The sequence below is a fragment of the Rhodococcus sp. P3_B8 genome (assembly GCF_056402775.1).
This window is the reverse complement of sequence record NZ_JBFUGT010000084.1, coordinates 1-26,134: the sequence shown is the minus strand read 5'-3', so window position 1 is coordinate 26,134 and position 26,134 is coordinate 1. Positions and strand designations below refer to the sequence as shown.

The 26,134-nt window shown below is 65.5% G+C and carries 27 protein-coding genes and 1 pseudogene; 11 read left to right on the top strand and 17 right to left on the bottom strand.

Annotation, left to right across the window (positions count from 1 at the left end):
* Positions 1-235: zinc ribbon domain-containing protein (locus AC1D1G_RS23455; protein ID WP_477953871.1), on the top strand; the 235-nt coding region annotated here is incomplete at its 5' end.
* A gap of 94 nt (positions 236-329) precedes the next feature.
* Positions 330-563 (top strand): hypothetical protein, encoded by a 234-nt coding sequence (locus AC1D1G_RS23450; protein WP_477953869.1) that lies wholly within the window; start codon positions 330-332, stop codon positions 561-563.
* 256 nt (positions 564-819) lie between these two features.
* Here the strand turns inward: AC1D1G_RS23450 and AC1D1G_RS23445 are convergent, their stop codons facing one another.
* Positions 820-1,239 carry a CoA-binding protein gene (locus AC1D1G_RS23445; protein ID WP_477953868.1) on the bottom strand — a complete coding sequence of 140 codons (420 nt, stop codon included), beginning with the start codon at positions 1,237-1,239 and terminating at the stop codon, positions 820-822.
* A gap of 79 nt (positions 1,240-1,318) precedes the next feature.
* On the opposite strand from AC1D1G_RS23445, the pseudogene AC1D1G_RS23440 reads away from it, so the two are divergent.
* A pseudogene (locus AC1D1G_RS23440) lies at positions 1,319-2,005 on the top strand (nuclease-related domain-containing protein); the annotation flags it as partial.
* Between the two features lie 116 nt (positions 2,006-2,121).
* On the opposite strand, the gene AC1D1G_RS23435 reads toward AC1D1G_RS23440, so the two are convergent.
* The 8 genes from AC1D1G_RS23435 to AC1D1G_RS23400 form a co-directional block, all read right to left on the bottom strand.
* Complete coding sequence (locus AC1D1G_RS23435; protein ID WP_477953866.1) at positions 2,122-4,554, bottom strand: DEAD/DEAH box helicase; 2,433 nt, start codon at positions 4,552-4,554, stop codon at positions 2,122-2,124.
* Positions 4,551-5,411 (bottom strand): DNA methyltransferase, encoded by an 861-nt coding sequence (locus AC1D1G_RS23430; protein ID WP_477953864.1) that lies wholly within the window; start codon positions 5,409-5,411, stop codon positions 4,551-4,553. The genes AC1D1G_RS23435 and AC1D1G_RS23430 overlap by 4 nt, the downstream gene beginning before the upstream one ends.
* Positions 5,390-6,466 carry a site-specific DNA-methyltransferase gene (locus tag AC1D1G_RS23425; RefSeq protein WP_477953863.1) on the bottom strand — a complete coding sequence of 359 codons (1,077 nt, stop codon included), beginning with the start codon at positions 6,464-6,466 and terminating at the stop codon, positions 5,390-5,392. The genes AC1D1G_RS23430 and AC1D1G_RS23425 overlap by 22 nt, the downstream gene beginning before the upstream one ends.
* Before the next feature lie 302 nt (positions 6,467-6,768).
* A complete protein-coding gene (locus tag AC1D1G_RS23420; protein WP_477953862.1) occupies positions 6,769-7,272 on the bottom strand; it encodes a HEPN domain-containing protein in 504 nt (167 codons plus the stop codon).
* Complete coding sequence (locus AC1D1G_RS23415; RefSeq protein WP_477953861.1) at positions 7,272-8,405, bottom strand: DUF262 domain-containing protein; 1,134 nt, start codon at positions 8,403-8,405, stop codon at positions 7,272-7,274. The genes AC1D1G_RS23420 and AC1D1G_RS23415 overlap by 1 nt, the downstream gene beginning before the upstream one ends.
* A gap of 1,076 nt (positions 8,406-9,481) precedes the next feature.
* Positions 9,482-9,787, bottom strand: a complete 306-nt coding sequence (locus tag AC1D1G_RS23410; protein WP_477953860.1) for a hypothetical protein — start codon at positions 9,785-9,787, stop codon at positions 9,482-9,484.
* Between the two features lie 90 nt (positions 9,788-9,877).
* Positions 9,878-10,096, bottom strand: a complete 219-nt coding sequence (locus tag AC1D1G_RS23405) for a hypothetical protein (RefSeq protein ID WP_477953859.1) — start codon at positions 10,094-10,096, stop codon at positions 9,878-9,880.
* 156 nt (positions 10,097-10,252) lie between these two features.
* Positions 10,253-11,062, bottom strand: coding sequence for a HugZ family pyridoxamine 5'-phosphate oxidase (locus AC1D1G_RS23400; protein ID WP_247250484.1), 810 nt, complete (start codon positions 11,060-11,062; stop codon positions 10,253-10,255).
* 138 nt (positions 11,063-11,200) lie between these two features.
* Here AC1D1G_RS23400 and AC1D1G_RS23395 point away from each other — a divergent pair, with 138 nt between their 5' ends.
* The 3 genes from AC1D1G_RS23395 to AC1D1G_RS23385 all read left to right on the top strand — a co-directional run bounded on the left by AC1D1G_RS23395 (position 11,201) and on the right by AC1D1G_RS23385 (position 13,604).
* Positions 11,201-11,668, top strand: a complete 468-nt coding sequence (locus AC1D1G_RS23395; RefSeq protein WP_164062414.1) for an NfeD family protein — start codon at positions 11,201-11,203, stop codon at positions 11,666-11,668.
* Complete coding sequence (locus AC1D1G_RS23390; RefSeq protein WP_477953858.1) at positions 11,665-12,537, top strand: slipin family protein; 873 nt, start codon at positions 11,665-11,667, stop codon at positions 12,535-12,537. The genes AC1D1G_RS23395 and AC1D1G_RS23390 overlap by 4 nt, the downstream gene beginning before the upstream one ends.
* A gap of 137 nt (positions 12,538-12,674) precedes the next feature.
* Positions 12,675-13,604 carry a phosphodiesterase gene (locus tag AC1D1G_RS23385; RefSeq protein WP_477953857.1) on the top strand — a complete coding sequence of 310 codons (930 nt, stop codon included), beginning with the start codon at positions 12,675-12,677 and terminating at the stop codon, positions 13,602-13,604.
* On the opposite strand, the gene AC1D1G_RS23380 is transcribed toward AC1D1G_RS23385, so the two are convergent.
* Positions 13,605-13,958 (bottom strand): helix-turn-helix domain-containing protein, encoded by a 354-nt coding sequence (locus AC1D1G_RS23380; RefSeq protein WP_317568549.1) that lies wholly within the window; start codon positions 13,956-13,958, stop codon positions 13,605-13,607. It abuts the gene before it with no gap.
* 56 nt (positions 13,959-14,014) lie between these two features.
* Between AC1D1G_RS23380 and ppk2 the strand changes: the two genes are divergently transcribed.
* Complete coding sequence (gene ppk2 / locus AC1D1G_RS23375; protein WP_477953856.1) at positions 14,015-14,959, top strand: polyphosphate kinase 2; 945 nt, start codon at positions 14,015-14,017, stop codon at positions 14,957-14,959.
* Here ppk2 and AC1D1G_RS23370 read toward each other — a convergent pair whose 3' ends face one another.
* The gene (locus AC1D1G_RS23370) at positions 14,960-16,654 is read right to left on the bottom strand and encodes a stealth family protein (protein ID WP_193385507.1); all 1,695 of its coding nucleotides are present in this window, start codon (positions 16,652-16,654) and stop codon (positions 14,960-14,962) included.
* 39 nt (positions 16,655-16,693) lie between these two features.
* On the opposite strand from AC1D1G_RS23370, the gene AC1D1G_RS23365 reads away from it, so the two are divergent.
* Both AC1D1G_RS23365 and AC1D1G_RS23360 read left to right on the top strand, forming a co-directional pair.
* Positions 16,694-17,221, top strand: a complete 528-nt coding sequence (locus AC1D1G_RS23365) for a flavin reductase family protein (RefSeq protein WP_477953854.1) — start codon at positions 16,694-16,696, stop codon at positions 17,219-17,221.
* On the top strand, positions 17,221-17,958 hold the full coding sequence (locus AC1D1G_RS23360; RefSeq protein WP_477953853.1) for a pyrimidine reductase family protein: 738 nt from the start codon (positions 17,221-17,223) through the stop codon (positions 17,956-17,958). The genes AC1D1G_RS23365 and AC1D1G_RS23360 overlap by 1 nt, the downstream gene beginning before the upstream one ends.
* An 8-nt stretch (positions 17,959-17,966) precedes the next feature.
* On the opposite strand, the gene AC1D1G_RS23355 is transcribed toward AC1D1G_RS23360, so the two are convergent.
* The 3 genes from AC1D1G_RS23355 to AC1D1G_RS23345 are packed head-to-tail and all read right to left on the bottom strand — an operon-like array spanning position 17,967 to position 22,118.
* A complete protein-coding gene (locus tag AC1D1G_RS23355; RefSeq protein WP_005570933.1) occupies positions 17,967-18,398 on the bottom strand; it encodes a hypothetical protein in 432 nt (143 codons plus the stop codon).
* 44 nt (positions 18,399-18,442) lie between these two features.
* A complete protein-coding gene (locus AC1D1G_RS23350) occupies positions 18,443-18,859 on the bottom strand; it encodes an acyl-CoA thioesterase (protein WP_477953852.1) in 417 nt (138 codons plus the stop codon).
* Between the two features lie 46 nt (positions 18,860-18,905).
* On the bottom strand, positions 18,906-22,118 hold the full coding sequence (locus AC1D1G_RS23345; protein WP_477953872.1) for a DEAD/DEAH box helicase: 3,213 nt from the start codon (positions 22,116-22,118) through the stop codon (positions 18,906-18,908).
* Positions 22,119-22,252: 134 nt separating this feature from the next.
* On the opposite strand from AC1D1G_RS23345, the gene mddA reads away from it, so the two are divergent.
* Positions 22,253-23,035 carry a methanethiol S-methyltransferase gene (gene mddA / locus AC1D1G_RS23340; protein WP_317611788.1) on the top strand — a complete coding sequence of 261 codons (783 nt, stop codon included), beginning with the start codon at positions 22,253-22,255 and terminating at the stop codon, positions 23,033-23,035.
* Between the two features lie 2 nt (positions 23,036-23,037).
* Here mddA and AC1D1G_RS23335 read toward each other — a convergent pair whose 3' ends face one another.
* A complete protein-coding gene (locus AC1D1G_RS23335; protein WP_477953851.1) occupies positions 23,038-23,766 on the bottom strand; it encodes an SDR family oxidoreductase in 729 nt (242 codons plus the stop codon).
* Positions 23,767-23,861: 95 nt separating this feature from the next.
* Between AC1D1G_RS23335 and AC1D1G_RS23330 the strand changes: the two genes are divergently transcribed.
* Entirely contained in the window at positions 23,862-24,344 is a 483-nt protein-coding gene (locus AC1D1G_RS23330; RefSeq protein ID WP_477953850.1) for a VOC family protein, read from the top strand.
* A 6-nt stretch (positions 24,345-24,350) separates the two neighbouring features.
* On the opposite strand, the gene AC1D1G_RS23325 is transcribed toward AC1D1G_RS23330, so the two are convergent.
* Both AC1D1G_RS23325 and AC1D1G_RS23320 read right to left on the bottom strand, forming a co-directional pair.
* Positions 24,351-24,827 carry a hypothetical protein gene (locus tag AC1D1G_RS23325; RefSeq protein WP_477953849.1) on the bottom strand — a complete coding sequence of 159 codons (477 nt, stop codon included), beginning with the start codon at positions 24,825-24,827 and terminating at the stop codon, positions 24,351-24,353.
* A gap of 87 nt (positions 24,828-24,914) precedes the next feature.
* Positions 24,915-26,134, bottom strand: a 1,220-nt coding sequence (locus AC1D1G_RS23320; protein WP_477953847.1) for an ATP-dependent DNA ligase, incomplete at its 5' end; no start/stop codon positions are given.

Below are 26,134 nucleotides of genomic sequence, written 5' to 3'. Positions count from 1 at the left end.
ATACAAGGCCGACTGGTACGGGCGGCGGGTGGTGGCGATCGACCGGTTCTATCCCTCGTCGAAGACCTGCTCGGCGTGCGGGGAGGTCGCCTCRGCGATGCCGCTGACCGTGCGGGAGTGGACGTGCCGATGCGGCGCCGTCCACGACCGGGATGTGAATGCGGCGAGGAACATTTTGGCCGTCGGACTGACGGTGGCAGCCTGCGGAGATGGTGTGAGACCACCTCGCACATAAAGTGTGGGGAGGCAACTGTCTGTGAAACAGGAACCTCGAGACGCGAGTCTGGAGGGGAATCTCGGTCGTTCACCGCCGAGAGGAAGTCAAATGCATGTTCTCGCCCGGTCACGGTGCCGGTGCGGTCGTCGGCGTCGATTTTGACGAATGGCGGGGCCTGCAGCGATCCGAAGTTATTGCCGAGTGCCTGGACCACACCCTTCGACCCGTCGGCCAGTTCGTACAAGCAGCCGAGGTCCAGGTCGATGCCGTTGTTGCCGCCCGCGGCGGCGAGCTTCGCGAAGAAGCCGGTTTCTTCGACTGGGGTGTCGCGCCAACGACCAGTTGAGGTTGACCCGCCGCACCCTGCCGCTCAACCGATTTCGTGAGGCTTACCGACGGCGCGGCCTTCGACAAGGGTCATCTTGCTCAGGTTGACTCCGCCCTGCGGTGCGGCAGCGGTGGAAGGGCGTCGGGTGTAGTCGATGGCCACAGGTGGGAACCTTCCGATTGACTGACCGGATAGCGTCAGACCGTTGTCCGATTTGCACGATTTCGGTCCAGAGTAGCCGTAGTCGCGTGGTCGGACTTCAGCCCGACCATGGTCACGCTGAATCCCGTGCACTCCACTCGATCGCTGGGCAGGTGTCCATCACCATCGCGACGCCCGTTGCGATCGTTCGCTGGAAGGCGGCCTCGTCGATGACGCCCAGTTGGAACCAGACACCCTTCGCACCGATCTCGACGGCCTGGTCCGCGAACTCCCCGGCGGCCTCCGACTGGCGAAAGACGTCGACGACGTCGATAGAGAACGGCACATCCGCGAGAGTGGGGTAACCCTGCTCGCCGAGCACCGTCGGGGCGTCAGGATGGATCGGGACGATGCGTTTCCCGCGGCGCTGCAACAGCTCCGCGATCCGGTACGCCGTCCGGTCGGGATTGCCGGAGAGCCCGACAACTGCCCACGTGTCCCAGTCGTCGAGCATCGACGACACGGCCTTGGAGTCCTGCCACTTGGTATCCACATCGCAAAACTACTACTGAAGGTGGAGGTCAGTAGGGGATCGTCGGGCTCGATCGAGGCCGACGTGCGAAAGCAGCGGCATGGTGATCCGTATCCCCGAGAATCCGCGCCTGGTGAATGCTTCCGAGGAATCGGTGTGGAATGCGCTGCTCGGTCAGCTCGGCGACGGTGACCTGGTCGTGGCCCACCAGCGGGTCACCGACCGGCTCAAGGACCACGAGATCGACTTCGTGGTGGCGCTCGAAGGCTACGGAATCGTCTGCTTGGAGGTGAAGGGCGGGCAGATCTGGCACGACGGCACCGATTGGTACCAACAGCAGCGAAAAGGGCCGACGGTCATCAACCCGGTCCGGCAAGCACGTGACGCGTCGTATGCCCTGCGGAGCTACGTGGAGGCCGACCCGCGCTGGAGCCACGGGCGGCTGCGATGGGACCACGTGGTGGTCATCCCCAATGTGGAGATCGCCGACGACTTCGCCCTGCCGGAATGCCCGCGCTGGAAGGTGATTGATCGCAGCAACCTCGATGAGGTGGTGTCGCGGTTGCAGAAGGTACTTCCCGATCAACGGTTGGACCGCCCGGCCCTGCCCGCGGACGGGGTCGATCAGCTCACGACGGTTCTCTCCGGACAGGGACTGCCGCATCGCCACGTGGTTGCAGGGCAATCGCGAACGAAGACGTGGCCGACGCACTCACCACCCAGCAGTCGGTGATCCTCGACGCGATCTGGATCGTTGCACCGTGTCGAGGGGTGGGACGGCGCCGGAATACGAGGGGAGTGCCCATGTCGAACATCTCCCGGGACGTAGGTGCCGTGTTCGAGGCAGCGCTGTCAGGAACTACCTGTCTCTTGGCGAGCTGCTCACCGCTCGCCGCTGGGATTTCAGACGAGGTCGAGCCACCGCCCCTTCGCGTTGGCGATTTGGGTTTCTGTAGCGAAGAGGTAGTGCCAGCGGCCGTAGACGCCGGTCTCGTTGACCCTTTCAACCCAAGCCTCCGCGGCCCTACGCTTCGCTACGACGTCCGCGTCTTCGGCGTTGTGATCAGATTTGCCCTCGATGATCCAGTGGTCGCCTTTAGAGTCGATCGCAATGAAGTCGGCGTAGTACTTTCCACCGTCGTACTCGATCCAGGTCGGGCCGTTGGTGTAGATCCGAAGCCACCACTTAATCTGTGATGCCTGCTCCAGGATCTGAGCAAGCGCCCACTCGGTGGTCCCGGCGTCAAACGACGCCACCGGTTCAACGTTGTAAACCCACTCGCCGTACCAGTTCCCCTTCACGAACGCGCCCCAGCGAGAGTGGACGGGCTCGGGCATGACGCGGGTCGGCGGGAGGACCGGCACCTCAATGACATTGAAGTCCCACGTTGGGCTGGTCGCGCGCAGTTCATACGCTTGAACGATCGCGGCCTCAAGTGCTTTCGTGGCGAGCGTCGTACGCTTCACGCTCCAGGTGGCGTCACCGTCCCCGACAACCCCGGCGCCGTCAAGGAACCAACCGATAACCTTACCGGCGGCCTCGTACTCGGTGAGGGTGGACTCGACGACCCCGAGGCTGAGGATGCGTGACTCCAATTGTGCCCGCACCTCGCTGATCGGCACGGTACGGAGGTATGCCTTCTCCTCGTCGAGGAACCGGGTGCCGACCACGACGTCCCCGTCGATGCCCCGCTGCGCGTCGAGCGCGACCCGTGTCATGTAGACGGACTCGTCGGTTAGGTACTTGGCCCCGAGGGACTTAGCCTGCTGCTCGGTAACAAGTCCGAGAGAGAACTTCTTCGGGATCGCTTGCCGTTCGAGGCGAGGAAACTTGATCCGCGGTGCGCCGGCGACCGGCAACACAAACCGGATCGGCTTGCTAACTGACACCTGGGTGTCGGACACAAGGTCGTCGTACTCTTGGATGCGTAGCAGCAGCGACGGATCAGCGGGGAGGCCCTCACCGCCGCCGTCGCCGCCGAACACGAACGCGAGCGCCCCCTGCTCGCTGTCAGGAACCCCTCCGGCGGGCGCCGGAATAACTGGCGCCTCACCTGCTCCGGAGACGCCCGGGGTGATCTCGCGGGCGGAGTCGGCGCGGTCCTCCAGCACCTGCTCAAGCAGCGCCTTCTTGTTGGCCAGAAGGTCGCGGTAAGAGTCGTGGGCCACGATGTCCACCGTGTCGACGGCTTCACGACCGGTGCGTTCCCCGAACGGAAGGCGGAGGCCGCGGCCCAACACCTGCTCGGTGAGCGTCTGTGAGGCCAATGCGCGAAGACCGACGATGACGCCGATGTTGCGGACGTCCCACCCCTCTTTTAGCTTGTTAACACTCACCACGGCGCGGACAGGAGACTCAGGGTCCTCAACGGCCTGCAATGCCCGAAGTGCCTTGTCGCTGGACCCGCCGGTGATGACGAGGACCTGCCCATCGCCGGGGAGGAATTCCCTGGAGAGTGTGTCGGCCGCGCGTTCGGCGTCGGAGACGGATTGGCACACGATGAACAGGACCGGCACCACGGGTGTGCGTCCGGCAGCGTGCGCATAGGCACGCCAGGCGGTCTCCTTTACATCGCGGAGATGGCAGGCATCAGCGAGTTGGGAGCGTTCGTCCTTGATACCGTCGCCGCGATAGACGATCACCGGGATCTTCACGAGTCCGTCGGCAATGGCCTCGGCGAGCGAGTACCGATAGACAATCTTGTTCGCCTTCAAATCCTGACGGTTTGGAGTGGCAGTGAGACCTATGACAGCGCGCGCGCCAAGGTCCCGGATCGCGGCACCGTATTTGTCGGCGTCGCCGGAGTAGACATGGTGCTCGTCGGCGATGACCACGAGGTCGTCGAGGCTCTGGAGGTGGGCGTACAGGCTGTCACCGATGTTCTCGTTGACGCCGTGGACTCGGCGTCGCAGGTCCTCGGTAGGCTTCAACAGCGTCTGGATCTTGAAGATGTACAACTTGAGCCGGGTAGGGTCGGCCATCGCGTCAGCGCAGTGCTTGAAATTCTCGACCGTGACAATCTCAGGCTCCCAGTCGGCGCCGGGAATGTACTTCTTCGTTCCTGGGGTGAAGTTGGCGAGGGTCTTTTCGTAGATCGCGTCCAGCGGGACGACGAGCACTACGTTTCGGACACCGTTCTCGGCGAGGTACTCCAGCAGACCGGYGGCGAGGTAGGTCTTCCCGACGCCTGTGGCGAGGTCGCAGATCCACTCTGAGCCGTCACCCGGTGCGATCCGTTCGGCGACTTTGTGGAGTGCCTTCTTATTGGGAGCTCGCAGGTCCAGTCGGGCACCGATTGCTTCGACGATCTGGGGGTCGTGGTCGATCCAGTTCATAGGGTTACCTTCGATCGCTTCACGAGGTGGTCTGGGACCTTGATGACCCTCGACCCGGGCCTGAGACGAGCGAGGATGGAGGTGCTGAGCGGATGCACGGCGGTGCCCGCGACGGTAACGGTCTCATTCTCCGCAAGCAGCGACGTGGCATACCSGGTCATTTCGGCGTCGACCATGCCTGAAATTACGACGAGGACGTCACGGCCCTTGATCGCTGCGACCCCGCGGCGATCCGGGGTTTGCGTATAGCCGAGTTGGGCAGCGACGTAGCAGGCGAGTTCCTCCGGTTCGAGGGCAGCCAGGAACACCATGTCACGTTTGACGATGAGCCTGGACGGCGCGACGGACATTGCCCGGAACCCACCCCCGCCTCCCCAAACCTTCTCTTTGACTGGCTTAGTCTTCATGGCGTTGACAAGGTCGGTCACAGCGTCCCGATCGATCTCGATCTCGGAGAGATCGAGAAGTTTCTTCACGACCTTCCGGGCGTCATCGAGGTCAGGGGGGGCCACACCGTCGGGCAGCTCGAACGAGGCCCGACGGGACGCAGCTACCGAAACTCCACCCTGCTCTCCTTCGACAACCTTGGTGAGCCGGGGCTGAGTGAAGTCCCGAACAGTCGACTCGACGGCCTCGATGGTGATCCAGCGGCGGCCCAGTTTGTGGGCAACGGCAGCGGTGGTGCCGGACCCGGCGAAGCAATCAAGCACGATGTCACCGGGCTGAGTGGACGCTTCGATTATCTTCTTGAGTAGCCGCTCCGGCTTCGGTGTCGCGAATGCACTAACGCCAGGAAAGAGAGCCTTGATCTCGGCTTTCGCTTCGCGGTTGTGCCCTACCTCTGTGTTGAACCACATAGTCCGGGTGTTTGAGCCCTTATCGGGCTGAATCCGCTTCCGCCCCAGGGAGCCTTTGGACCGGAGAATGTACTCCGGCCACGGCCTAGCCTTCTTCCGCGCCTCCGCGCCTCCGCGCTTGCGCGGGCCTTTTCAACAGGGATGTCGAGAAGGAGCGCGGGTATGCACTTGCGCACTTCATCGACGGGGACACCGCAGATTTGGGCCCGTCTGGCATCGTCGTCCAGTACCTCCAGCCTGTACGGCGCCCACTCGGACATCGCAGCGAGGACGCTCTCCTGCTTTGTAGCCCAGCATCTGCCCTTCGCTGGATACATCAGCTCGCCTGTGATCGGTGACTGGATGGCATAGACCCAGGTCTGGTTGCGGTGGGCTGAGGGGGCAGTGGGGTCGCCGTCGAACCACGGCTTAGGGTCGCCGTCGGGTGACTTGTAAATCGCGTTGAGTGACTCGTCTCGCTCGCTTCGATTGAGCCGGGCCGCTGGGGTCTTACCGTAAACAAGGAGGGTGTCGTGGTCACTTGAGAAGTTCGGTAGGTCACTGCGAGGGCTATCGGCCTTCTGCCACACGACGGTTCCCAGATACGACCCAATGCCGAACTCGTCGTCGAGAATCTGACGGGCCCTGTGCACCTCAGCATCGTCGAGGTGCACCCAGATGATGCCATCGTCCGACATCGTGCGGGCGAGTTCGCGAAGGCGGTCCCTGAACATTGTCAGCCAGACTGAGTGCTCGAAGTTGTCGTCGTACTGCTCGAACGCCTGTCCCGTGTTGAAGGGCGGGTCTATATAGACCAACTTCACCTTGCCCTTGTATTCCTCGGCAAACTCAGGCAGTCGGTTAAGTGCATGCAAGACGGCCAACGAGTCGCCGGTGATGAGCAGGTTGTCGGCCGGGTTCCCGGACACCTCACCGACTCGGGCGTGCTCGTCGAGCAGTCGGACCTCAGTGATACGGGGGTCGTCACGCTCCACCCAATCGAAGCCGCCCTTGCCATCGGGCAGTAGTGCCTTGTCCTGGTTCATCCAGGTCAGGCCCAGTCGGCTCGTGGTCATTCAAATCCCTCTGCGGTCGAGTTGCGGCCCATCGCCAGCCGCACGACCTCAAGCCTAAAGGTTGCGTCCGACAGGTCTGAATCGCGCTGGCAACCGGAAATCTCGCGTCCGTGAGCGACGCAGTCAACTTGATCATCTGCCAGGTCAACTTGAACTCCTCCGCAGCYGATCGAGCACCATGTATCGAATCGGAAGACCAGCTCCCGCCCTGCTCGCGGAGGCAAGTTTTTCAGGCGAACAAAGAAGTAATCCGCCGATAACGTTTCAGGCCTGCGCACTTAGAGGTGGTGGCTCGAATCCCGCTATTGCGTGGGATTAATCATCGATGTTATCCAATCTCCCACATCCAAGGCGATGTTCGCCAGGTCCAGCGACTTTCTTACACCCAATCCTTCATTCTGTCCGTGCGAGATACTGTTCCGGCGATCAACCAAAAAGCTCAACTCCCGCCAAACCAGTTTGTCCCCGTCATGTAGATAGCTCTCCAATTCATTCGCCCATTCGGAACTGAGCTTCCGCGTACGATCGATGAGCGACTGTGGACGCGGGTTCGTCCCTCGAAAGAGCCCCCCTCGAACATGTGCTGCGATCATAGGATGCGATTTTGCATTGGCGAACTGCGATATACATTCATCGAATGTGAACTCGATATGACCACACGAACGTATCGCAAGAAATCTAGCTAGGGCCGCGTGGGCGTCGGACGCATCGCTACCGTCAAACGCCCGGACTAGCGCAACCAACTCGACAAGCCTCGACCGACTTAACCTAACCTCGTGAGGCGGCCATGCCCCTTCCCAAGTCATCAGACGGCGCCGAATGCCGCTCTCGCACCGTCAAGCCTTGATGTGACGGCGTCTTCGGTCGATGTTCCCGTAGTCATCGATTGATCCAGAGATTCGTCGGCTTTAAGGATGTCAACCGCAGCACTGACCTTATTGATCGACAGATCCCTCTTCGTCAGCTCCTCCATTAGACCGACGAAAAGCGCTTCCGTCTGGGCAACGTTTAACTGACGCGATCGGCGTCGCATAGCGTCGCTTCCGGGCCCCTGGCGAACCAGCAGTGCTGCCCGCTCAAACAGGTCCGATGCTGCTGCAATATTCGGATCGGAGGCATGACGGTTCGTGCCGGCAAAGTCGTTCAAGAACCGCTTCAGCGGTCGGATGTAGGAGTCCCCCTGCAGATAGAGCGCCATAATACGAAGCACAAGTTCCTGATCACGAAGCCTCGGCGACGGGTCGCCGTAGACACGGCGCCAATCTTGATTGTGATTCAGTCGGTGAATCTGATCGATTAGCGGACCGGCATAGAGAGCCACTCGAATCTCATGCGCAGTAAGTTGAGTACCACCCGAATTTAGTCGCTCAAATATCTGGTAAACGGCTTCTTGGGAACCTAGAGATCCGTCTGAATTAATTATCGTTGCTTGGATATATGTGTTGTCGATCGCACGGCGCTGACTGTCACTTAGAGTCGCATACGACAAACCCTGAAATTCATTGGAGACGTTCTTCAAGGTGAAGGAACGATCTTGATGTTGCCCCTGGTAAAAGCGCTGAAGTGTACGCAGTCGCTGTTGTCCATCCAGGATTAGGTACCGATTATCTTGCTGCCGAATGAGGAGAATCCCTGGAATTGGATAACCCAGGAGAAGTGACTCAATGAACTTGTCCATCTGAGGCTTCGTCCATACGAAATTTCGCTKGAATCCAGCGGTTTCAATGTGCACGTCGGCATGTCCGAACTGTGGAACGAGCATGTCACCGCGATCCAGCCGCCGGACAAGCCCTTCGACGTCGAAGTCTTGACCCGAGTAGGCGACCTTGAAGCTCTCGGCACTGGCCTCATCCAACTCGGCGTAATCGGCCTCCCCGAGGTGCTCCACATCGTCGCCTTCTCCGGGAACTGACACCGTCTCGATCTCTATCTCCGGCATGACACGACTCTAGTCATCGGGGTCAATAGGTCAGCGCCCGGACTGTCGGGTTAGGCACCCGAGACCACTCCTGTGGGCTTGCTGTCATAGCCAGGTCGCGGCGTCAGCACATCCGTGGCCCACCGATTCCTTGCTCTGCAATGTCTGAACAGCTGAGCTAGGCTAGACCTTCCGGCTTGGCCGGTAGCAACGAGGAGAAAGGCTTGAGCAACGCAGCCGACGGGGCGACGTCCGGTTCTCTCGGTTCGAGATCAATGACAAGCGCTTGGTGAAGCGAAATTGCTCGACGGTTTGGTGCACTTGGTGATGTCACTGCCGGCGAATGCTGCCTCTGCAGAGGCCAGGTGTTCTGTTAATTCGCCGGCGGTGACCGCGCGATGACGGTTGCATGAACGACTTTGTTGAGACGCCCCGACGCGCTGACTGAAGGCCATAGCCGCGTCGAGAAGTATGAAGTCCAACAGCGTGGAGGCGATCAGAAGGGCTGTTCATCGCTTCACTACGACCGGGGTTGCATGTGCTTCGTCAGTGCGGCTAGTAGGTGCCGGCGGTGAAGTAACTGCCTCGAAGCCGTGCAAAGGAGCTGTGCTAGTTAAAGTTTGAACGAGGGAGCCGACTGGTCAACTGGTACGCCCGCTTCGGGGCATGGTGAATGTCATTGACTTTTTCCCACATTCCTGATTTGGTTCGGGCGCTGTCTGGCCCACAATCACTATCGCATCTTGGAGTTGCGTTGAATTTTCAGACTCACCTGTTCGCAGAGTAGTGCAGATACGAGCAGACCGTACGCGAGCTGGTCGCGGGTCAGGCGGTTTGGACTCTCTCGCGGGATCCCTTGTCCGGTACTCGGGGGATGCGGACGCTGCGGCAGATGAGAACGCAGCGCTCGACCTTGGCGTGGAGGAGGCCCGATGCGATATTGCCGCTCTTGGGATCTCGATCTCGTCGGCACCGTCATTGCTACATTTAGGCCCCTGGCGCCCTAATAGGGCACTCGCAAGCCCACGCCACGAGCCGCGATCCAGCCAGGGGCGATGCAGGGGTCGCGGGATGGACACGGGATATGCGGGGCTCCATCAGCACTGCGCCGAACCTGCGAATGAGGTCATAGACAAGTCACACATACGACTTCGCTCCCGAGGGGTCGGAGTGGGAACGTGCAATCCGCCGACGTCGACGCCGCTCGGACCGGCCTGCACACCGGGGACCGAGAGGGGACCGACGGAGGCGCCGCCGATGTTCGCGGAGAAGCTGGGGTCGGGAGCGATGGCGCTACCGCCATTCGACTCCGCGGACGCGATGCCGGCACCCGCGGCGAGGACGAACGCTGCGGCGAGGAACGTGGTGGCGGTGCGATTCATGAACGTGATGTAAGTGGACATCGGGAGGCCTTTCGGGGATGGATTCAGCGGGGAAGTCGCAGCGAAGGGCCGGCATTGGTGGGCAACCACAGGCCGGCCCCTCACATGCGATCAGCAGAAAATGCCGTTGAAGCAAAAGCTGCTGTTGCCGCCGTTGCCCGCATTCTGGGAGCCCTGGCTGTTTCCGTTGCCGATCTGAGCGCCGCCGACATTCGAGTTGAACCACCCACCGGGACCTCCGGGGCCGGCGGAGGCGACACCCGACCCGGCGGCGAGGGCGAAGCCCGAGATAGCGAGAGCGGCAACCGTGCGCTTGATGGTGTTCGACATGTGAATCTCCTTGTTGAGAGGGGGTTTTGCTGACAACAAGAAGCTTGCCGGGCATGCGCCATCGGCGGTATTAACCCCAGGAGGGAACCCGATCACCACCCCGGGAGCTGTTCCGCGGCGACCGGACCGTGCAGCCCGGTCACCGCGGTCACGTGCTCACCGACCGGTGAGCGCCCGGGCCTGATCTGTCAAAGCGACTGTCGCCGCGCGCAACTGGTCGACGGAGTCGAGTGGCTCCGCGTATCCGACGCGCGTCACGGCCACGCCGCGGGGGGTGGTGACCCGCAGGTCCAGTCCGTAGCGGTCGGCGCCCTCGCAGGTGACCGTCTTCGCGTCGGGGAAGCCGCCGAGCGCCTGGGCCATCGCGCGGAGGGCGTCCGCGTGGTCGGCGTTGAGGTGCTCGATCGCCGGGCCGGCATGCGGGGTGACGGGGTCTGCTGTCGCGGCGGCGTAGGACTCTTCGCTCGCCGAGTCCATTCGCCCGTAGCCGCCGACCCAGCGCACGCGCTGCACGCGCAGTACCCAGAGCGAGAAGTCGCTGAAGTCGATGTAGACGTGCGCCGCCGGGACGGCCGCCAGGTGCGCCTCCCGCGCGGCGGCGAGCTCGTCACCTTCCGGGCGATAGACGTACCCGGCGAGGGTGATGCGGGTGCTGGCCAGTGGATCGGCGGGCGGGTTCGGCGCGACGATCGCGATGCTGGCGCGGGGATCGTGTGCGAGGTTGCGGCCGTGCTCCGCCATCTGCGACACACACAGCACGGGGGAGCCGTCGAGCAGACCGTAGGTGACGAACGACGCCCACGGGTCGCCGTCCCTGGTCAGGCTAGCGAGGGTGCCTACGTTCGTCGTGGCCGCGACCGTCCGGGCCTCCTCGGCAGCGGACGGGCGGGCCGGGTTGGCGACCTCCTCCAGCGGCGGCGGCACGGTCGGGGCGTCACCGGGATCTCCGTGATCTACGTTCGTCATTCGTTGAACGGTACCCCGCCGGAAATTGCCGGTGGCATTGCCGTCGACCTGCGCTTACCGTTGAACTGAGGGCTCGATCGCGAAGAGGCTATGCGATGCGACCGGGTCCTCGCAAAGCGTGATCGTGGGTGATGCGAGATGACCGCGTTGGGCGTGCTGGCGCTGGTGCTGGGTGTGCTGTTGATCGTCGTCGAGGCACACGCACCGACCGCGGGTGTGCTCGGCGGGCTCGGGGCACTGATCGTCGGGGCCGGGGTGTGGCTGCTGTTCACGTCCAGCGACACCGCACAGATGATCGCCATCCCGGCGGCCGCCGGAGTCGCGGTGGTCGGTGTGGGTCTCGCGGTGGTGGGCGGCCGGAAGGCGCTCGCCGCCGGGCACGCGCCCGTGCGCACCGGAATGCAATCCCTCATCGGATCCGACGCCACCGTCCGCAACTGGAAGGGCCGGCAAGGTCAGGTCGAGGCCGCCGGAAGCCTGTGGAGGGCGCAAACACTGTTCGGGGACGACGAGACACCGACCGCCGGCGACTCCGTCATCGTCGAGCAGATCCGCGGACTCACCCTCACCGTGCGCCGCCGCGAACCATGGGAGCTCGAATTATGACCACCATCATCGTCATCCTGTGCGTCGTCATCACCCTCCTCGCCGTCGTCGCGAGCAGCTCGATCCGGGTGCTGCGCGAGTACGAGCGGGCCGTCGTGTTCCGGCTGGGCCGGCTGGTCGACCTGAAGGGCCCGGGACTGGTGCTGCTGATCCCGGCGATCGACCGGATGGAACGGGTCAGCCTGCGGACCGTGACCCTGAAGATCCCCGTTCAGGAAGTGATCACCCACGACAACGTGCCGGCCAAGGTCACCGCCGTCGCCTACTTCCGGGTGGTCGACGCCGACCGGGCGATCGTCGAGGTGGAGGACTTCCTGGCCGCCACCCTGCAGATCGCTCAGACGACCCTGCGCTCGATCCTCGGCAAGGCCGACCTCGACGCCTTGCTGGGCGAGCGGGAACGCCTCAACGAGGACCTGCAGAAGGTCATCGATCAGCAGACGGAACCGTGGGGTGTGAAGGTCACCACCGTCGAGATCAAGGACGTCGAGATCCCCGCCAACATGCAACGGGCCATCGCCCGGCAGGCCGAGGCGGAGCGCGAGCGCCGCGCCAAGATCATCAACGCCGAAGCCGAGTTCCAGGCGTCCGCGAAACTCGTCGAGGCCGCCGACGTCATCAGCCGCAACCCGACCACCCTCCAGCTGCGCTACCTGCAGACCCTCAGCGCCATGGGCGGCGAGAACAACTCCACCGTCGTCTTCCCGATGCCCCTCGACCTGGTCCGCCCGTTCCTCACCGCGGCCAAGGACGCGGCAGCGGCGGACGACGGCGACGAGCGCGCCCGGTTCGAGGCGCAGGCCAACCTCGCCGCGATGATCCCGCCCGCCGGCCCAGAGGCGCGCACACCGCACCACGCACGAAACTGACGTCGTGCCCCACCGTTCACCGTCCGGCCACCGCGCGTGCCCCGGGAGGTGACCGGAGTGCGCTTGGCTAGGGTGGACAAACAGTGGCGTCCACCCGGGCACCTGCCCCCGTCGGGGCGAGCGGAAGCGAGAGACCGATGAGCGGCACAGAGGCAGCCGACATACGGACGGCCGAGTATCCGCGACCGTCACATTTCGTGCTGCACCTCAGCGACACCCATCTCGTCGACGACGACCTGCTGTACGGGGCCGTCGACAGCGAGGCCACCCTGCGGCAGATCTTCACCGAGATCGAGTCGTCGCACGCCCGCCCGGACGCCCTGGTGTTCACCGGCGACCTCACCGACCGCGGTCAGCCGGGCGCCTACGAGAAGCTGCGGGCGATCGTCGAACCGGTGGCGGCGTCGCTCGGTGCGCAGGTGATCTGGGCGATGGGCAACCACGACGACCGCGGCCACTTCCGGACGGAACTGCTCGGGCAGGAACCGTCGTACGAGCCGATCGACCACGTCTACGACGTCGACGGACTGCGCATCGTCACCCTCGACACGACAGTCCCCGGGCATCACCACGGGGAGATCTCCGAAAGCCAATTGATCTGGCTGGCACAGCACCTCGCGGTTCCGGCACCCCACGGGACCATCCTGGCGCTGCACCACCCACCGGTGCCGTGCGTCCTCGACCTGGCGGTGCTCGTGGAACTGCGGGATCAGCCGCGGCTCGCCGACGTGCTCCGCGGCAGCGACGTCCGGTCGATCCTCGCGGGACATCTGCACTACTCCACGACGGCGACGTTCGCGGGCATCCCCGTCTCCGTCGCGTCGGCCACCTGCTACACCCAGGACCTCAACGTCCCGGCCGGGGCGCTGCGCGGACGCAACGGCRCCCAGGGCTACAACCTCGTGCACGTGTACCCGGAGACGATCGTGCATTCGGTGGTCCCGATGGGCAGCTACGACACCGTCGGCGAATACGTCACCGCCGAGGAAACCGAGCAGCGGCTCGCAGCCGAGGGCGTGCGGATCCCGGACACCGGTGAGAAGGCCGTCACGCCCGTCCGGGTGTAGTCAGCCCCTGCGCGGGAACTTCTCCCGGTGCGCCATGACATCGGAGAGCCGGAACCGGCGGTGGGTGCCGCGCATCTCGATGGGCAGCGCGCCGGAATCGGCGAGCCGGCGCACATAGGTGTCGGAGACGCCGAGGATCTCCGCGGCCTGCGACGTGGTGAGCAGGTCCGCGACCGCACCGAGCGCCACACTCTGCCCGTCGGCGAGAAGCGTGAGCAGTTCGAGCACCGCGTCGCGCGCGGGGTCGGACAGCACCGTTCCGTCGAGGGTGACGATCGGCGACGCGTCGAGGGCGGTCCGGAGCTCGGCAGCGACCGTCGAGTCGAGCGCGGAAACGATGTGGTCGATGCTCATGGGTCCACGATCTCACGAGCCCGGACGGCGCGGCCTTCTGGCGGTAGCCTTGCTGTGTGGACGAATTGCACGATCCCGACGCCTTCGAACTCGCGCGTGCCGGTCAGATCGACGTGACACCGGAGATAGACGAGATCGGGGAGTTGCTGCGCAAGTCCAAGCGGAAACACGCCATCGACGACACGGACGCGCCGTGGCGGCACGGCTACCCGTACGACGAGAAGATGACGCGGCGGCAGTACGAGAACCGCAAGCGCAAACTGCAGATCGAGCTGCTCAAGTTCCAGGCCTGGGTGAAGGAGAACGGCGAGAAGCTCGTCATCATCTTCGAAGGCAGGGACGCGGCCGGCAAGGGTGGCGCGATCAAGCGGTTCACCGAACACCTCAACCCTCGTGGCGCACGGGTGGTGGCGCTGGAGAAGCCCACCGAACGCGAACGCACCCAGTGGTACTTCCAGCGGTACGTCCAGCACCTGCCCGCAGGCGGGGAGATCGTGATGATGGACCGCTCCTGGTACAACCGGGCCGGCGTCGAACGCGTCATGGGCTACTGCACCCCCAACGAGTACCTGGAGTTCACCCGGTCTGCGCCGGAGTTCGAGCGGATGCTCGTGCAGTCGGGCATCCACATCATCAAGTTCTGGTTCTCGGTGGGCCGGGAGGAGCAGCACGCCCGGTTCGTGTCCCGCAGCACCGACCCCGTCAAGCAGTGGAAGCTGTCGCCCACCGACCTCGCGAGCCTCGACAAGTGGGACGCCTACACCGAGGCCAAAGAGGCGATGCTGTTCTACACCGACACCCCGCAGGCGCCGTGGACCGTCGTGAAATCGAACGACAAGAAGCGGGCGCGGATCGAGGCGATCCGCTGGGTGCTCCACAAATTCGATTACACCGGCAAGGACCCGCGGGTGGTCGGCACCCCCGACCCGCTCCTCATCGGTCCTCCCTCAACGGTCTACGACGAGGGCGAGCGCCCCGAAGACGCGTTTCCCGCCGTCTGATCAAACGCCGGTCTCCCACGGCGCCGGGATGGGGAAGTAGTTCTCCAGGAACTGCGTCACCTTCCTGGTCCGCAACTCCAGGTCGATCTCGGGTGCGCTGCCGTCGTTGAGGCAGAAGAAATCCATCGACCGCTTCGCGAGCAACGAGTCCATGTCGCGGAGCCCCGACTTCATCGTCGTGTCGACGTACTTCACCCGCGCCGCCGTCTGCACCACCGCGCGACCACTCATCAACGCGTAGTAGTGATACAGCGAGTTCGTCACCGAAATGTTGGAGCTGGCACGGAAAGTGCTTGCGGCCGTGGCGGCGAACTCGTCGGGGAACTCCTTCTCCATCTCCTCCATCACACTCTTGCGGAGCGGGGTGGCGGCGTGTTCGAGGTGCCGGGTGGTCATCAGACCGAAGCGGTCCTGCAGCAGCCGGCGGTTCACGCGGGCCGCGTTCTCGAAACCGCTGCGCTCGTCGTCGTTGTGGCCCAACCCGATTCGGGTGGTCGCCTCGATGAACATCGTGATGCCGCCGGGGGAGAAGAACATCTGCGGACCCACCGAGCGGCCGAAGAACATGTCGTCGTTGGAATACAGGAAATGCTCGGCGAGACCGGGGATGTGGTGCAGCTGGCTCTCGACGGCCTGCGAGTTGTGGGTGGGCAGCACCGACGGGTCGGCGAAGAACTCCTCGCTCGGCATGAACGTGACCCGCGGGTCGTCGGCGAGCCACGCCGGACGGTCGGAGTCGGTGGCGACGAAGATGCGGCGGATCCACGGCGCGTACATGTGCACCGAGCGCAGCGCGTACTTGAGCTCGTCGATCTGCCGGAAACGGGCGGCCGAATCGTCACCCTCGCCGACCACGTAGCTCTGCATCCGCTTGGCGCGCTGCGCCTGGAACTCCGCCGACGACCCGTCGACCCAGGAGAACACCAGGTCGACGTCGAAATTGATGTCCGACGCATGGTCGGCGAACATGTTCTCGATGGTGGGCCACACCCGCCCGAACCGCTCGACGGTGCCGCGGACCGCCTCCTCCGAGCGCACCACCCGCCGGGTCAGCGAGTTCTCCATCGGCAGCACGATCTCGTCGTCGCTGATCGACCACAGCTCGATCTGCACGCCCGTCGACGCCCCGTAACTCAGTCCGCTCGCCAGGTGCACGCGCGGACGGAACAGCCGGAAGATGCGGGCCTTCGACGTCGCGGACAGGCTGCCGTCGGAGACCAGGACCGCGGGACCCTTGGCGTCGACGGTCTTGGAGTAGAACGGACGATCCTCACACGCCGCGACCAGGGCCGCCCGCAACGCCTTCCGCTGCGCCCAGTTGACCGCGATGACCGGGCGTTCGTCATTGCCCCGCACCAGCAGATACTCGATCCCGGCGCCGTCCAGGACGTCGCGGACGAACAACAGGTCCTCGACCATCGCCTCGTGCGGCGTGGTGTGCGTGATCGGCAGCGCGAAGCGGCCCTTGAACCGGACCACGTCGGCGCGGTCGCGCAATCTCGACGCCGCGGCGGCGGAGGCATGGGCAACGGCGTCCGCGGTCTCCTGCTCCGGGGGTACGAAGTAGACGTCATGCGGAGCGGAGGATTGAGTAATGTCGGGCCTTTCGGTGGCTGTCGCGAGTGCGATCCTGCCCAGTCTAGGCGCTGCGGTGCGGCTACCGCCTTCGAGTAAGCGTCGGACGCGAAGTACCACGTCGGACGCTTCCCGGCCGGAATCTGTTAGGAAGGACCCATGGCCGATCGCACCGGGGACATCGACGCAACTGATCGGGATGCCTGTCAGGCTTTCGAGGACGTCGTCGCGCTCCTGAACTATCCGATGTTCGTGGTGACCACACGGTCGGAAGACGAGATGTCGGGGTGCCTCGTCGGGTTCGCGTCGCAGGTCAGCATCAACCCCCCGCGCTTCCTGGTCGGACTGTCCAACAAGAATCACACCTTTTCGGTGGCGTCGCGCGCGGAGCGTCTGGCGGTGCACCTCCTGACCCGTGACCACGTCGCGCTCGCGACGCTCTTCGGCGCCCAGACCGGGGACGAGATCGACAAGTTCGCCCGGTGCGACTGGCATCCCGGCCCCCACGGGCTGCCGATCCTGGACAATTCACCGGCGTGGTTCAGCGGCCGAATCCTCGAACGACTCGAGCTGGGTGACCACGTCGCGTTCCTCCTCGCACCGGAGACCGGATCCGCCCCGGACGACCTCGGGCAGTTGGTCACTTTCTCGGACGTGCGCGACCTCGAACCCGGGCACGAGGCGTGATGCCGCAGATGCGCAAGCTGAGCAGCGGTTCCGACGAGGTGCCGGCGGAGGAGTTCTACCGTGACCCGCCGGACGGGGTACGGGTGAACATGGTTGCCAGCCTGGACGGTGCGGCGGCGTTCGGCGGACGCGTCCGGCCCCTGTCCGACCAGGTGGATCACCAACTCCTGCGTGCGATGCGTGCGTATGCCGACGTGGTTCTGGTCGGGGCCGGCACCGTCCGCGCCGAAACGTACGGACCGGTGCAGCTGACGGAGGAACAGGCTCGGTATCGACTCGAACGGTGGGGACTCGACGCACCACCGCCGATCGCTGTCGTCACACGAACGGGCAACGTTCCGCCGGATTCGCCATTGTTCGCCGGTCGTGTCAGGCCGATCGTCGTCACCACCCGACGGGTGRCAGAAACGCGCGGGGCAGCACTCGGGGAGTCGGCGGACATCGTCGTGGCGGGTGACGACAGCGTCGAGATGCCTGCCCTCATGGCCGCTCTGCGGGACCGCGGGTTCGGCCGAATCCTGTGCGAGGGCGGCCCCACCCTCCTCCACGATCTCGTCACACACGATCTGGTGGACGAGATGTGCTTGACCCTCGCCCCGCGATTGGCCGGTCCGCAAACACTGCCCGCATCGTCTGGCCCGACAGTGCAAGCGCCGCGCACACTTTCACTCGAGCATGCTCTGATCAACGACGACTTTCTCTACCTGCGCTACGGCCGGGGAAGGCAGCGCGGCTGACACTGCCGTCAGTCCAGGACGGTGAAGAACGAATCGCCGTCCTCCGCCGACCCGTCGATCTGCCCCCGGTCGGTGCGCGAGTCCTGCACGATGACGCCTTCGACCACGTCGGCGTGCTTGTTTCCGAACACCGGAATGTCGATGTCCTCCTCGTCGATGACACGGTCGACGTCCTCGGTCAGCTGGTCGTCGGGGAGATCCGCCAACGACACCTCGCTCTGCTCCTCGAGCATCACGTCGGGCTCTTCCTCCGACAACTTCTCGTCGAGGGACTCACCCTCCCGCTCCTCGCGCGCCGTGGTGCCGAACTTGTCGGCCTCACTCCACCCGTCGGGCGGATCGACGACGTCGTCGCCGTCGTTGTTGCGCACGTCGTCGGAGTCCAGGCTCTCGCTGGGGCTCAGCGTGTCACCGGGCCCGTCTTCGATACTCATACGCATCACATGCCCAGATCAGGCTTCGTTGAAACTTCGATCGATCGAGGTCAGGCGACGACCGGAGCGCTCCGCAACGCCTCGAGCGCCGCGATCTGCGCCGGCGACCACGGCGCCGAGTTCACCCGGCTCGAATCGAGGTGCACGAGTACGACGGTCAGCTCCGCGGCCGGCACGCCGTCCTGGTGGAGGGTGATCAGGAAGGTCAGCGAGGTGGTGCCGATCCGGTCCAGGGCGACGACGACGTCCGCGTCGCCGGTGAACAGTTCGCGTCCGAAGTTGCTGACGACGTTCACCACGGCGGTCTGCGTGACCGGGTCGAGCAGGTCGCCGCACGCCTCGACGAGCGCCCGATTCCACGCCGCGCCCGCCGCCTCGTGCGCGCAGTAGAACGGCACATGGAGGCTCACGGACGCCGGCGCATCAGGCGTGGCGTTGTTCCGCAGGGCAATCGTGTAACGAGGCATGGATCGGACATTACCCAGACGCCGACACACTGGCATTCTCAGGGGACTATTCGAACAACCCGCGGAGGTCGTCGGCGTCGAGGCTGGAGCTGAGCAGGGAGTCGGCGTCCATCACGCTCGCGAACAGCGCCGACTTCTTCGCCTTCAGCGTCATCACCTTGTCTTCGATCGTGTCCTTCGCGATCAGCCGATACACCATCACGTTCCGCGTCTGCCCGATGCGATGCGCCCGGTCCACGGCCTGAGCCTCCGTTGCCGGGTTCCACCACGGGTCGAGGATGAAGCAGTAATCGGCTTCCGTGAGGTTCAGCCCGAAGCCGCCGGCCTTGAGGCTGATGAGGAAGACGGGGGCGGCGCCCTCCTTGAACTCGCGGAGCACGTCGCCGCGACGCCGGGTGCTGCCGTCGAGGTAGCTGTGCGCGATCCCGGCGTCCGCGAGCCGGTCGCGGATCTTGCCGAGGAACCCGGTGAACTGGCTGAAGACGAGTGCCCGGTGACCGCCCGCGACGACGTCGGCGAGCTGCTCGAGCAGGGCGTCCACCTTCGCGGACGGGACGTCGTGGTACTCGGCGTCCACCAGACCGGCGTCGAGGCTCAGCTGCCGCAGCAGGGTGAGCGACTGCAGGATCGTGAAGCGGTTCTTGTCGACGTCGGCGAGCAGGCCGAGGATCTTCTGCCGCTCACGCTGCAGGTGGGTGTCGTAGACCTTGCGGTGCCGGGGGTGCAGTTCGACGTCGAGTACCTGCTCCTGCTTGGCCGGAAGATCCTTCACCACTTGCTCTTTGGTGCGGCGCAGCATCAGCGGCTTCACCCGGCGGCGCAGCTGCGCCAGAAGTTCGGTGTCGCCCTGCTTCTCGATCGGCTTGCGGTAGTAGTCGGTGAACCGGGCCGGATTCGGGAACAGTCCCGGGGCGGTGATCGACAGCAGCGACCACAGCTCCATCAGGTTGTTCTCCATCGGCGTGCCGGTGATCGCCAGCTTGAACGGAGTCTCCAGCCGTCGGACGCACTGGTAGATCTTGGACTGATGGTTCTTGGTGAACTGGGCCTCGTCGAGGATCAACCCCGACCACGCGGACTCCGCGTAGGCCTCGAACTCCAACCGGAACAGGGTGTACGACGTGACGACGATGTCGGCGCCCTCGACCAGCTCGTCGAAGGGAACGCGCCTGCGGGATCGGGTGTCGGAGATCGCGACGACGGTCGCGTCCGGGGCGAAGCGGGCCGATTCGGACTCCCAGTTCGACACGACACTGGTCGGCGCGATGATGAGGAACGGCGGCGCGTCCGGATTCGACTGCCGCGCATGGCAGATCAGTGCCAGCGCCTGCAGCGTCTTGCCGAGCCCCATGTCGTCGGCGAGGATGCCGCCGAGTCCGTGTTCCCACAGGAAGGCCAGCCAGCGGAACCCCTCCAGCTGATACGGACGCAGCTGGGCGTCCAGCGTGCTCGGGGCTTCCGCGGGCCCGATGTTGGTGGGCGCGAGCAGACCGTCCACCTGCTGCCGCCACTGCGTCGCCTGACGTTCGACGGTGCCGAGCGCGGCGAACTCGTCCCACAGGCTCGCCTGGAAACGGCTCAGCCGCAACGTCCCGTCCGCGCGGTCGCGGAGGGCCCGCGCCTCGTCGATCAGCTTCCGCAGCGTGTGGAGTTCGGGTTTGTCGAGGGAGAAGTAGGCGCCGTCGGGCAGCAGCAACTCGGTCTTCCCCGCGGCCAGCGCCGAGAAGACCTGGTCGAACGGCACGTCCCGGCCCTCCACTGTGAGGGTGACGCCGAGGTCGAACCAGTCGGTGCCGCCCTCGGATGCGGTGACGGACACCCCGATGGCCAGGGAGTCGCCGGCCTCCCGGTAGTCGGCGGGTTCGCCCGAAACGTCGATCGACACGTCGGACTTGCCGTGGAGCAGGGGCAGGACCTCGGTGGTGAACCGCATCGTGTCGAGTCCGCGCAGCGCCGTCGCTTCCGGACCGCCCGACCCCAACCTGTATCTGTCCCAGTCGATGTCGAGCTCGTCGAGTAGCGCGCGCTCGCGGGCGTCGTCCCGGTACTCGTCGCCGGGGGTCCGGGCAGTCAGCGGCGCACGGTGCTCGTCGTCCCCGACGGTGTACAGCCATTCCCAGTCGACGGCGACCTCGTGGTCGGGGAGATACTCCGCCCGCATCACCAGGGTGGGCTCGGAGATCGCGGGTGGGACGAACGAGCCGTCCGAGGAGATCACGGTGGCCAGGTTGCGCAGCTTCGGCAGGAAGTCCGTCAGGAAACGGGACTCTTCGGCGGCGGGAACCTCGATGGGCGTGCGGCGGCGCACCAGATCCTGCAAGGGGCCGGGCACGACGGAGTCGAGGCGCGCGAGGTGAATGCGGTCGTCCGCGTCGACGTAGAACAGGCCGTGGGCCCGGACTCCGATGAAGCCGACGGTCACTGCGTCGACGGGTTCGCCGTCGACGCGGACCACCGGCCGCACGACGAGAGCGCCGGTGGCGTCGTCGCGGGTGGCGTCGAGGCAGACCTCGGCCGAGCGGTAGGGGGCGAGTGCGCCCAGACGCTTCGAGGAGTGGATGAGCTCGACACCGACCCGGTCCGCCTCGTCGAGCAGCGACCACAGCTGGCGGCTGGGGAAGACGCCGAGATCGAGATCGGTGTGGTTCTGGCGGCGGTACGTCAGACCCCCGACGGACAGCAGATGAATCTCGTGCAGCACCCGGATCTGCTCGGCCGGATGCTGGAACTGGCTGCCCAGCTTGTTCCACGCCAGCCCGCCGACGATCCAGCCCTTGCTGCCCGGTTGGACGGGCCGCACCAGCAACTGAGGTGCCGCGTCGGCGGCCGACGCCTGGACCCGGAACTGGATGGCGAGCGGCGAACGCCCGCCGGAGTCGCCGAAGGGATCGGCGGTGAGCAGGGAACCGAGCGAGCGTTCCCAGGTGGGCGCGACCGCCGCCTGGGCCTGGGACCTCGCCTGTTTCATCGCGGTGATCAGCAGTGCGGCGACGTGTTTGCAGTTCATACCGACCGGACACGTGCAGATCCCGTACCGGTACACGGTGCGGCCGCTGCTGGAGACGATGAAGGCCGACGTGGAGTACGGCTCCCTCGCCGTGCCCGCCACCTCGCCCCACAGCTCCTTGGCCGCCGGATCCCACGACATCTGGATCACCGCGTGGTCGCGGGCGTACTGCTCGCCGCGGGTGTACGTGGTGGTGCCGAGGACCGCCTTGATCGACGCCACGTCGATGTCGCGCAAGTCCCCGGGAAGCATGGCCACAGAGTAGTCAACCGATCCGACACGGTCGCCGGGGTGCGGTGACTCCCACCCCAGGGTTCCTTGTTCCGCACCTCGCCTGATCGGAGACTTCGGAGCGTCGGGGGAATCCAGCGATCGGAGAGAACAGCATGGCCGAGATGGTCGAATCACCCCAGGCGCACCGCACAGGTGGTGTCGCCCGAACACTGATCACCGTGTACGGAATGGTCGTCTACGCGACGTTCCTGATCGTGTTCCTGTACGCGATCGGATGGGTCGAGGGACTCGTGGTGCCCCACACGATCAACGACGGCCCCGACGCCCCCGTCGCTGTCGCCGTGGTCATCGACGTGGCGCTGCTGACGGTCTTCGCCATGCAGCATTCGGTGATGGCCAGGCCCTGGTTCAAGAAACGCTGGACCAGGATCGTCCCCCAACCGATGGAGCGCTCGACATACGTCCTGTTCGCCACGGCCGCGCTGGCGCTGCTGATGTGGCAATGGCGTCCGCTACCCGACCAGATCTGGGACGTGGAGACCGACTGGGTCCGCGTCGTGATCTACGTCGTGTCGCTCGGCGGGTGGGCCCTCGTGCTGGCGGCGACGTTCGCCATCGACCACTTCGACCTGTTCGGGCTCCGCCAGGTGCTGCGGAATCAGAGCGGAAAGTCGGCTCTGCCCAGTCACTTTCGGACACCTGTAATGTACCGGGTGATCCGGCACCCGCTGTATGCCGGCTTCATCATCGCGTTCTGGGTGGCGCCGACGATGACCTGGGGCCGGTTGTTGTTCGCCGTCGGGACCACCGGCTTCATCCTGGTGGCGGTGCGTTTCGAGGAGCACGACCTGGTCGACACGTTCGGCGACGACTACCGCACCTACCGCTCGCGGGTGCCGATGCTCGTCCCGAGGGTCGGCTCGCGAGGGCGCTAGGGTCACAGGCCCCCGGCGACGTCGATGGTCGTGGCGGTGACGTAGGACGCCTGATGGGACAGCGCCCACAGCACCGCTTCGGCGATCTCCTCGGGCTCCGCGACCCGGCCGAGTGGCACCTTCCCGGCCACTCGCCCGGGTCGTCCCGGATCGCCGGCAGCGGCGTGGATGTCGGTGTCCGTCGTACCGGGCGCGACACCGACGACGCGGATGTTCGCGCTCGCCAGTTCTCGCCCGAGTCCCGTCGTGAAACTGTCGACGGCCGCCTTGGAGGCCGCGTACCCGACGTATTCGCCCGGTGCGCCGGTGCGGGCCGCGATCGAACTGAGGTTGACGATGACGCCGGGGCGCCCTGTTCGGATCCAGTGCTCGGCGGCCGCGCGGGCGTAGGCCATCGCCCCGAAGACGTTGACGTCGAACACCTCCCGCACCACCTCGTCCGGGGTGGTGAGGAACGTGCCGAGCGCGCCGGTGGTCCCCGCGTTGTTGACCAACGCGACCAGCTGACCGCGTTGGTCGGCCGCATCGACGACGGCGACGGCCTCATCCGCGTCGCGGACGTCTGCCCGCACGGCGGTGGCGCGGACACCGCAGTGGTGGACGAGTTGCTCGGCGGCCTCGTCGTCGTTCTGGAACGTGAACGTCACCTGATAACCGCGATGGACGGCGAGGCGCACCACCGCTGCGCCGATGCCGCGGGATCCACCGGTGACGAGGATGTGTTCGGACACGCTACGAGCGTATCCGGGCGATCAAATGCGGACCAAAGCTGACCGCTATCGGTTCTACGGTGAGTGAAACCGATTCGCCGACGCAGGAGGACCGCATGACCGTCGATCCGATTCCCGAGGGCTACACCACCGTCACACCGTGGATCATCTCCCGCGACACCGCCGCACTCATCGACTACGTGAAGGCGGCGTTCGACGGTGAGGAACTCGGTCGGATGGTGGGCGAGGACGGCACCATCGGGCACGCCGAGGTGAGGATCGGGAACGCCATCGTGATGATGTTCGACGCGCGACCCGACTGGCCGCCGACGCCCGGGTTCCTCCGCCTGTACGTCGAGGACGCGGAGGCGGTGCTCGCGCAGGCCGTCGCCGCCGGCGGCACGCAGGTGACGAAGGCGACGCACCTGTTCTGGGGCGACCTCGTGGGACGCGTCCGCGACCCGTTCGGCAACCTCTGGTGGGTCCAGACCCACATCGAGGACGTCGACGAGGCGGAGATGACCAGGCGCATGAGCGACCCGACGTTCACCGCCGCGATGGACTACGTGCAGAGCGCGGACTTCTTTCCCGGGCGATAACCTGGATCAGCGATTCGGCCTGCCGAACGTGATGCTCGGCGCCGTCACCGTGACGGACGCGATCCGGACCGCCACACCGGACGGCTTCGGCGGCTCGGCGTCGATGACCGTGGGGTGATAATCGATCTGCTCGGCCGACGGACGGGCCGGCGCGAACACGCTCCGGACGACACCGATCGGCGTGCGGGCAATCGCGTCGGCCGACTGCTGGATCTGTTCGAGCGTCCGGAACACCGTGTCGAAATTGTCGGACTGCTGGGTGGTGCTCACCGCCTCGACCACCGGCCGCATCGTCCGCAGCAGGAACACGACCTCCTCGAGCAGTTCCTCGGTGAGCCGGAGGATGTGGAACGACGTCTTCGCGACCTCGATCGGCACGGTCACCGCACACACGGCGACGCGGACCGGTCCCTCGGCGGCCGAGGCCGCCTTCCGGACGGTGCGCTCGACGGGGGACGGCACGAAACGGAAAACGAAGTTCACCAGTCGACCCCCTCACAGCACGGCGTCCTTATCTGTGCCGGGGAGGTTACCGCGCACACGCTCGCCGCGCAGGACGAGCGGGCGGCGTCAGCCCGGCAGCAGGGCCCGCACGGCGTCGATGGTGTCGGCGTCGGCGGCGGTCTTGTCGGGGCGGTAGCGCAGGACCCGCGCGAATCGCAGCGCGAGGCCGCCGGGGTAACGCGTGCTGACCTGGACGCCGTCGAGTTCGATCTCCACGACGAGGTCGGGGTGCAGGTACACGGTGTGGTCGTCGCGGCTGCGTTCGTGACGCGGGAATTCGTCCGTCTGCCACTGCAGTAGCGCGTCGGTGAGGCCCTTGAACGTCTTGCCCACCATGATCGGTTCGCCGCCGTCCGGGTCACGCGCACCCAGGTGCAGGTTGGACAGGTAGCCGGTGCGCCGCCCGTAACCCCATTCGGCGCCGAGCACCACCAGATCGAGCGTGTGCTCCGGTTTCACCTTCTGCCAGGCGCGGCCGCGACGTCCCGCCGCATACGGAGCGGCGAGCGACTTGACCATCACCCCTTCGTGACCGGCGGCAAGGGCGTCGTCGAAATGGGTTGCGGCGGCGTCGCTGTCGGGGCGAATCAGCCCGGGGATGCGGTGTTGCGGGGCAACGCGTTCCAGGGCGTCCAGCCGCTCCTCCAACGGCGCGTCCAGAAGGTCGACGCCGTCGAGGTGCAGGCAGTCGAAGAAGTAGGGGTGCAGCAGCAGGTCGCGGGCGGACTCGGCGCCGAAGCGGCTCATCGTCTCCTGGAACGGTCGGGGCCGGCCGCTGTCGGTGAGTGCCAGCGTCTCCCCGTCGAACACCGCCGACGTGCAGGGCAGGCCGGCGACGAGTTCGACGAGTTCCGGCACGCTGCCGGTGATCTCACGCAAGGTGCGGGTGAAGATGTGCACGTCGTCGCCGTTGCGGTGCACCTGGATCCGCGCACCGTCGAGTTTGTATTCGACGCTGACGTCGCCGCCGAGTTCGGTCCACGCGCCGGTGAGTGATTCGGCGGGGGAGGCCAGCATGGGCCGCACCGGTCGCCCCACCTCCAGCCGGAACGCGGTGAGGGCGTCCACCCCGCCGTCGAACGCCGCGACCGCCGTCGCCGGCAGCCGTCCCGACAGCATGAACGCCCGGCGCACCGGTTCGACGGGAAGGTCGGCGGCCGCCGCGATCGCGTCGGTCATCACCCCCTCCAGAGCACCCWGGCGAAGGTCCCCGGTGAGCAGTCGCAGCAGGAAGTCMCGCWCGTCGGCGGTGGTGCGGGCGAAGAGGTCCGCGAGCAGTTCGCGTC

What these genes read in the sequence shown, in the direction of transcription:
- AC1D1G_RS23345 (WP_477953872.1), bottom strand. Translation starts at nt 22,118, where the DNA reads ATGCTTCCCGGGGACTTGCGCGACATCGACGTGGCGTCGATCAAGGCG.
- AC1D1G_RS23380 (WP_317568549.1), bottom strand. Translation starts at nt 13,958, where the DNA reads ATGAGCATCGACCACATCGTTTCCGCGCTCGACTCGACGGTCGCTGCC.
- AC1D1G_RS23400 (WP_247250484.1), bottom strand. Translation starts at nt 11,062, where the DNA reads ATGACGAACGTAGATCACGGAGATCCCGGTGACGCCCCGACCGTGCCG.
- AC1D1G_RS23395 (WP_164062414.1), top strand. Translation starts at nt 11,201, where the DNA reads ATGACCGCGTTGGGCGTGCTGGCGCTGGTGCTGGGTGTGCTGTTGATC.
- AC1D1G_RS23425 (WP_477953863.1), bottom strand. Translation starts at nt 6,466, where the DNA reads ATGACCACGAGCCGACTGGGCCTGACCTGGATGAACCAGGACAAGGCA.
- AC1D1G_RS23365 (WP_477953854.1), top strand. Translation starts at nt 16,694, where the DNA reads ATGGCCGATCGCACCGGGGACATCGACGCAACTGATCGGGATGCCTGT.
- mddA (WP_317611788.1), top strand. Translation starts at nt 22,253, where the DNA reads ATGGCCGAGATGGTCGAATCACCCCAGGCGCACCGCACAGGTGGTGTC.
- AC1D1G_RS23410 (WP_477953860.1), bottom strand. Translation starts at nt 9,787, where the DNA reads ATGTCCACTTACATCACGTTCATGAATCGCACCGCCACCACGTTCCTC.
- AC1D1G_RS23330 (WP_477953850.1), top strand. Translation starts at nt 23,862, where the DNA reads ATGACCGTCGATCCGATTCCCGAGGGCTACACCACCGTCACACCGTGG.
- AC1D1G_RS23355 (WP_005570933.1), bottom strand. Translation starts at nt 18,398, where the DNA reads ATGCGTATGAGTATCGAAGACGGGCCCGGTGACACGCTGAGCCCCAGC.
- AC1D1G_RS23405 (WP_477953859.1), bottom strand. Translation starts at nt 10,096, where the DNA reads ATGTCGAACACCATCAAGCGCACGGTTGCCGCTCTCGCTATCTCGGGC.
- AC1D1G_RS23450 (WP_477953869.1), top strand. Translation starts at nt 330, where the DNA reads ATGTTCTCGCCCGGTCACGGTGCCGGTGCGGTCGTCGGCGTCGATTTT.
- AC1D1G_RS23350 (WP_477953852.1), bottom strand. Translation starts at nt 18,859, where the DNA reads ATGCCTCGTTACACGATTGCCCTGCGGAACAACGCCACGCCTGATGCG.
- AC1D1G_RS23390 (WP_477953858.1), top strand. Translation starts at nt 11,665, where the DNA reads ATGACCACCATCATCGTCATCCTGTGCGTCGTCATCACCCTCCTCGCC.
- AC1D1G_RS23420 (WP_477953862.1), bottom strand. Translation starts at nt 7,272, where the DNA reads ATGACTTGGGAAGGGGCATGGCCGCCTCACGAGGTTAGGTTAAGTCGG.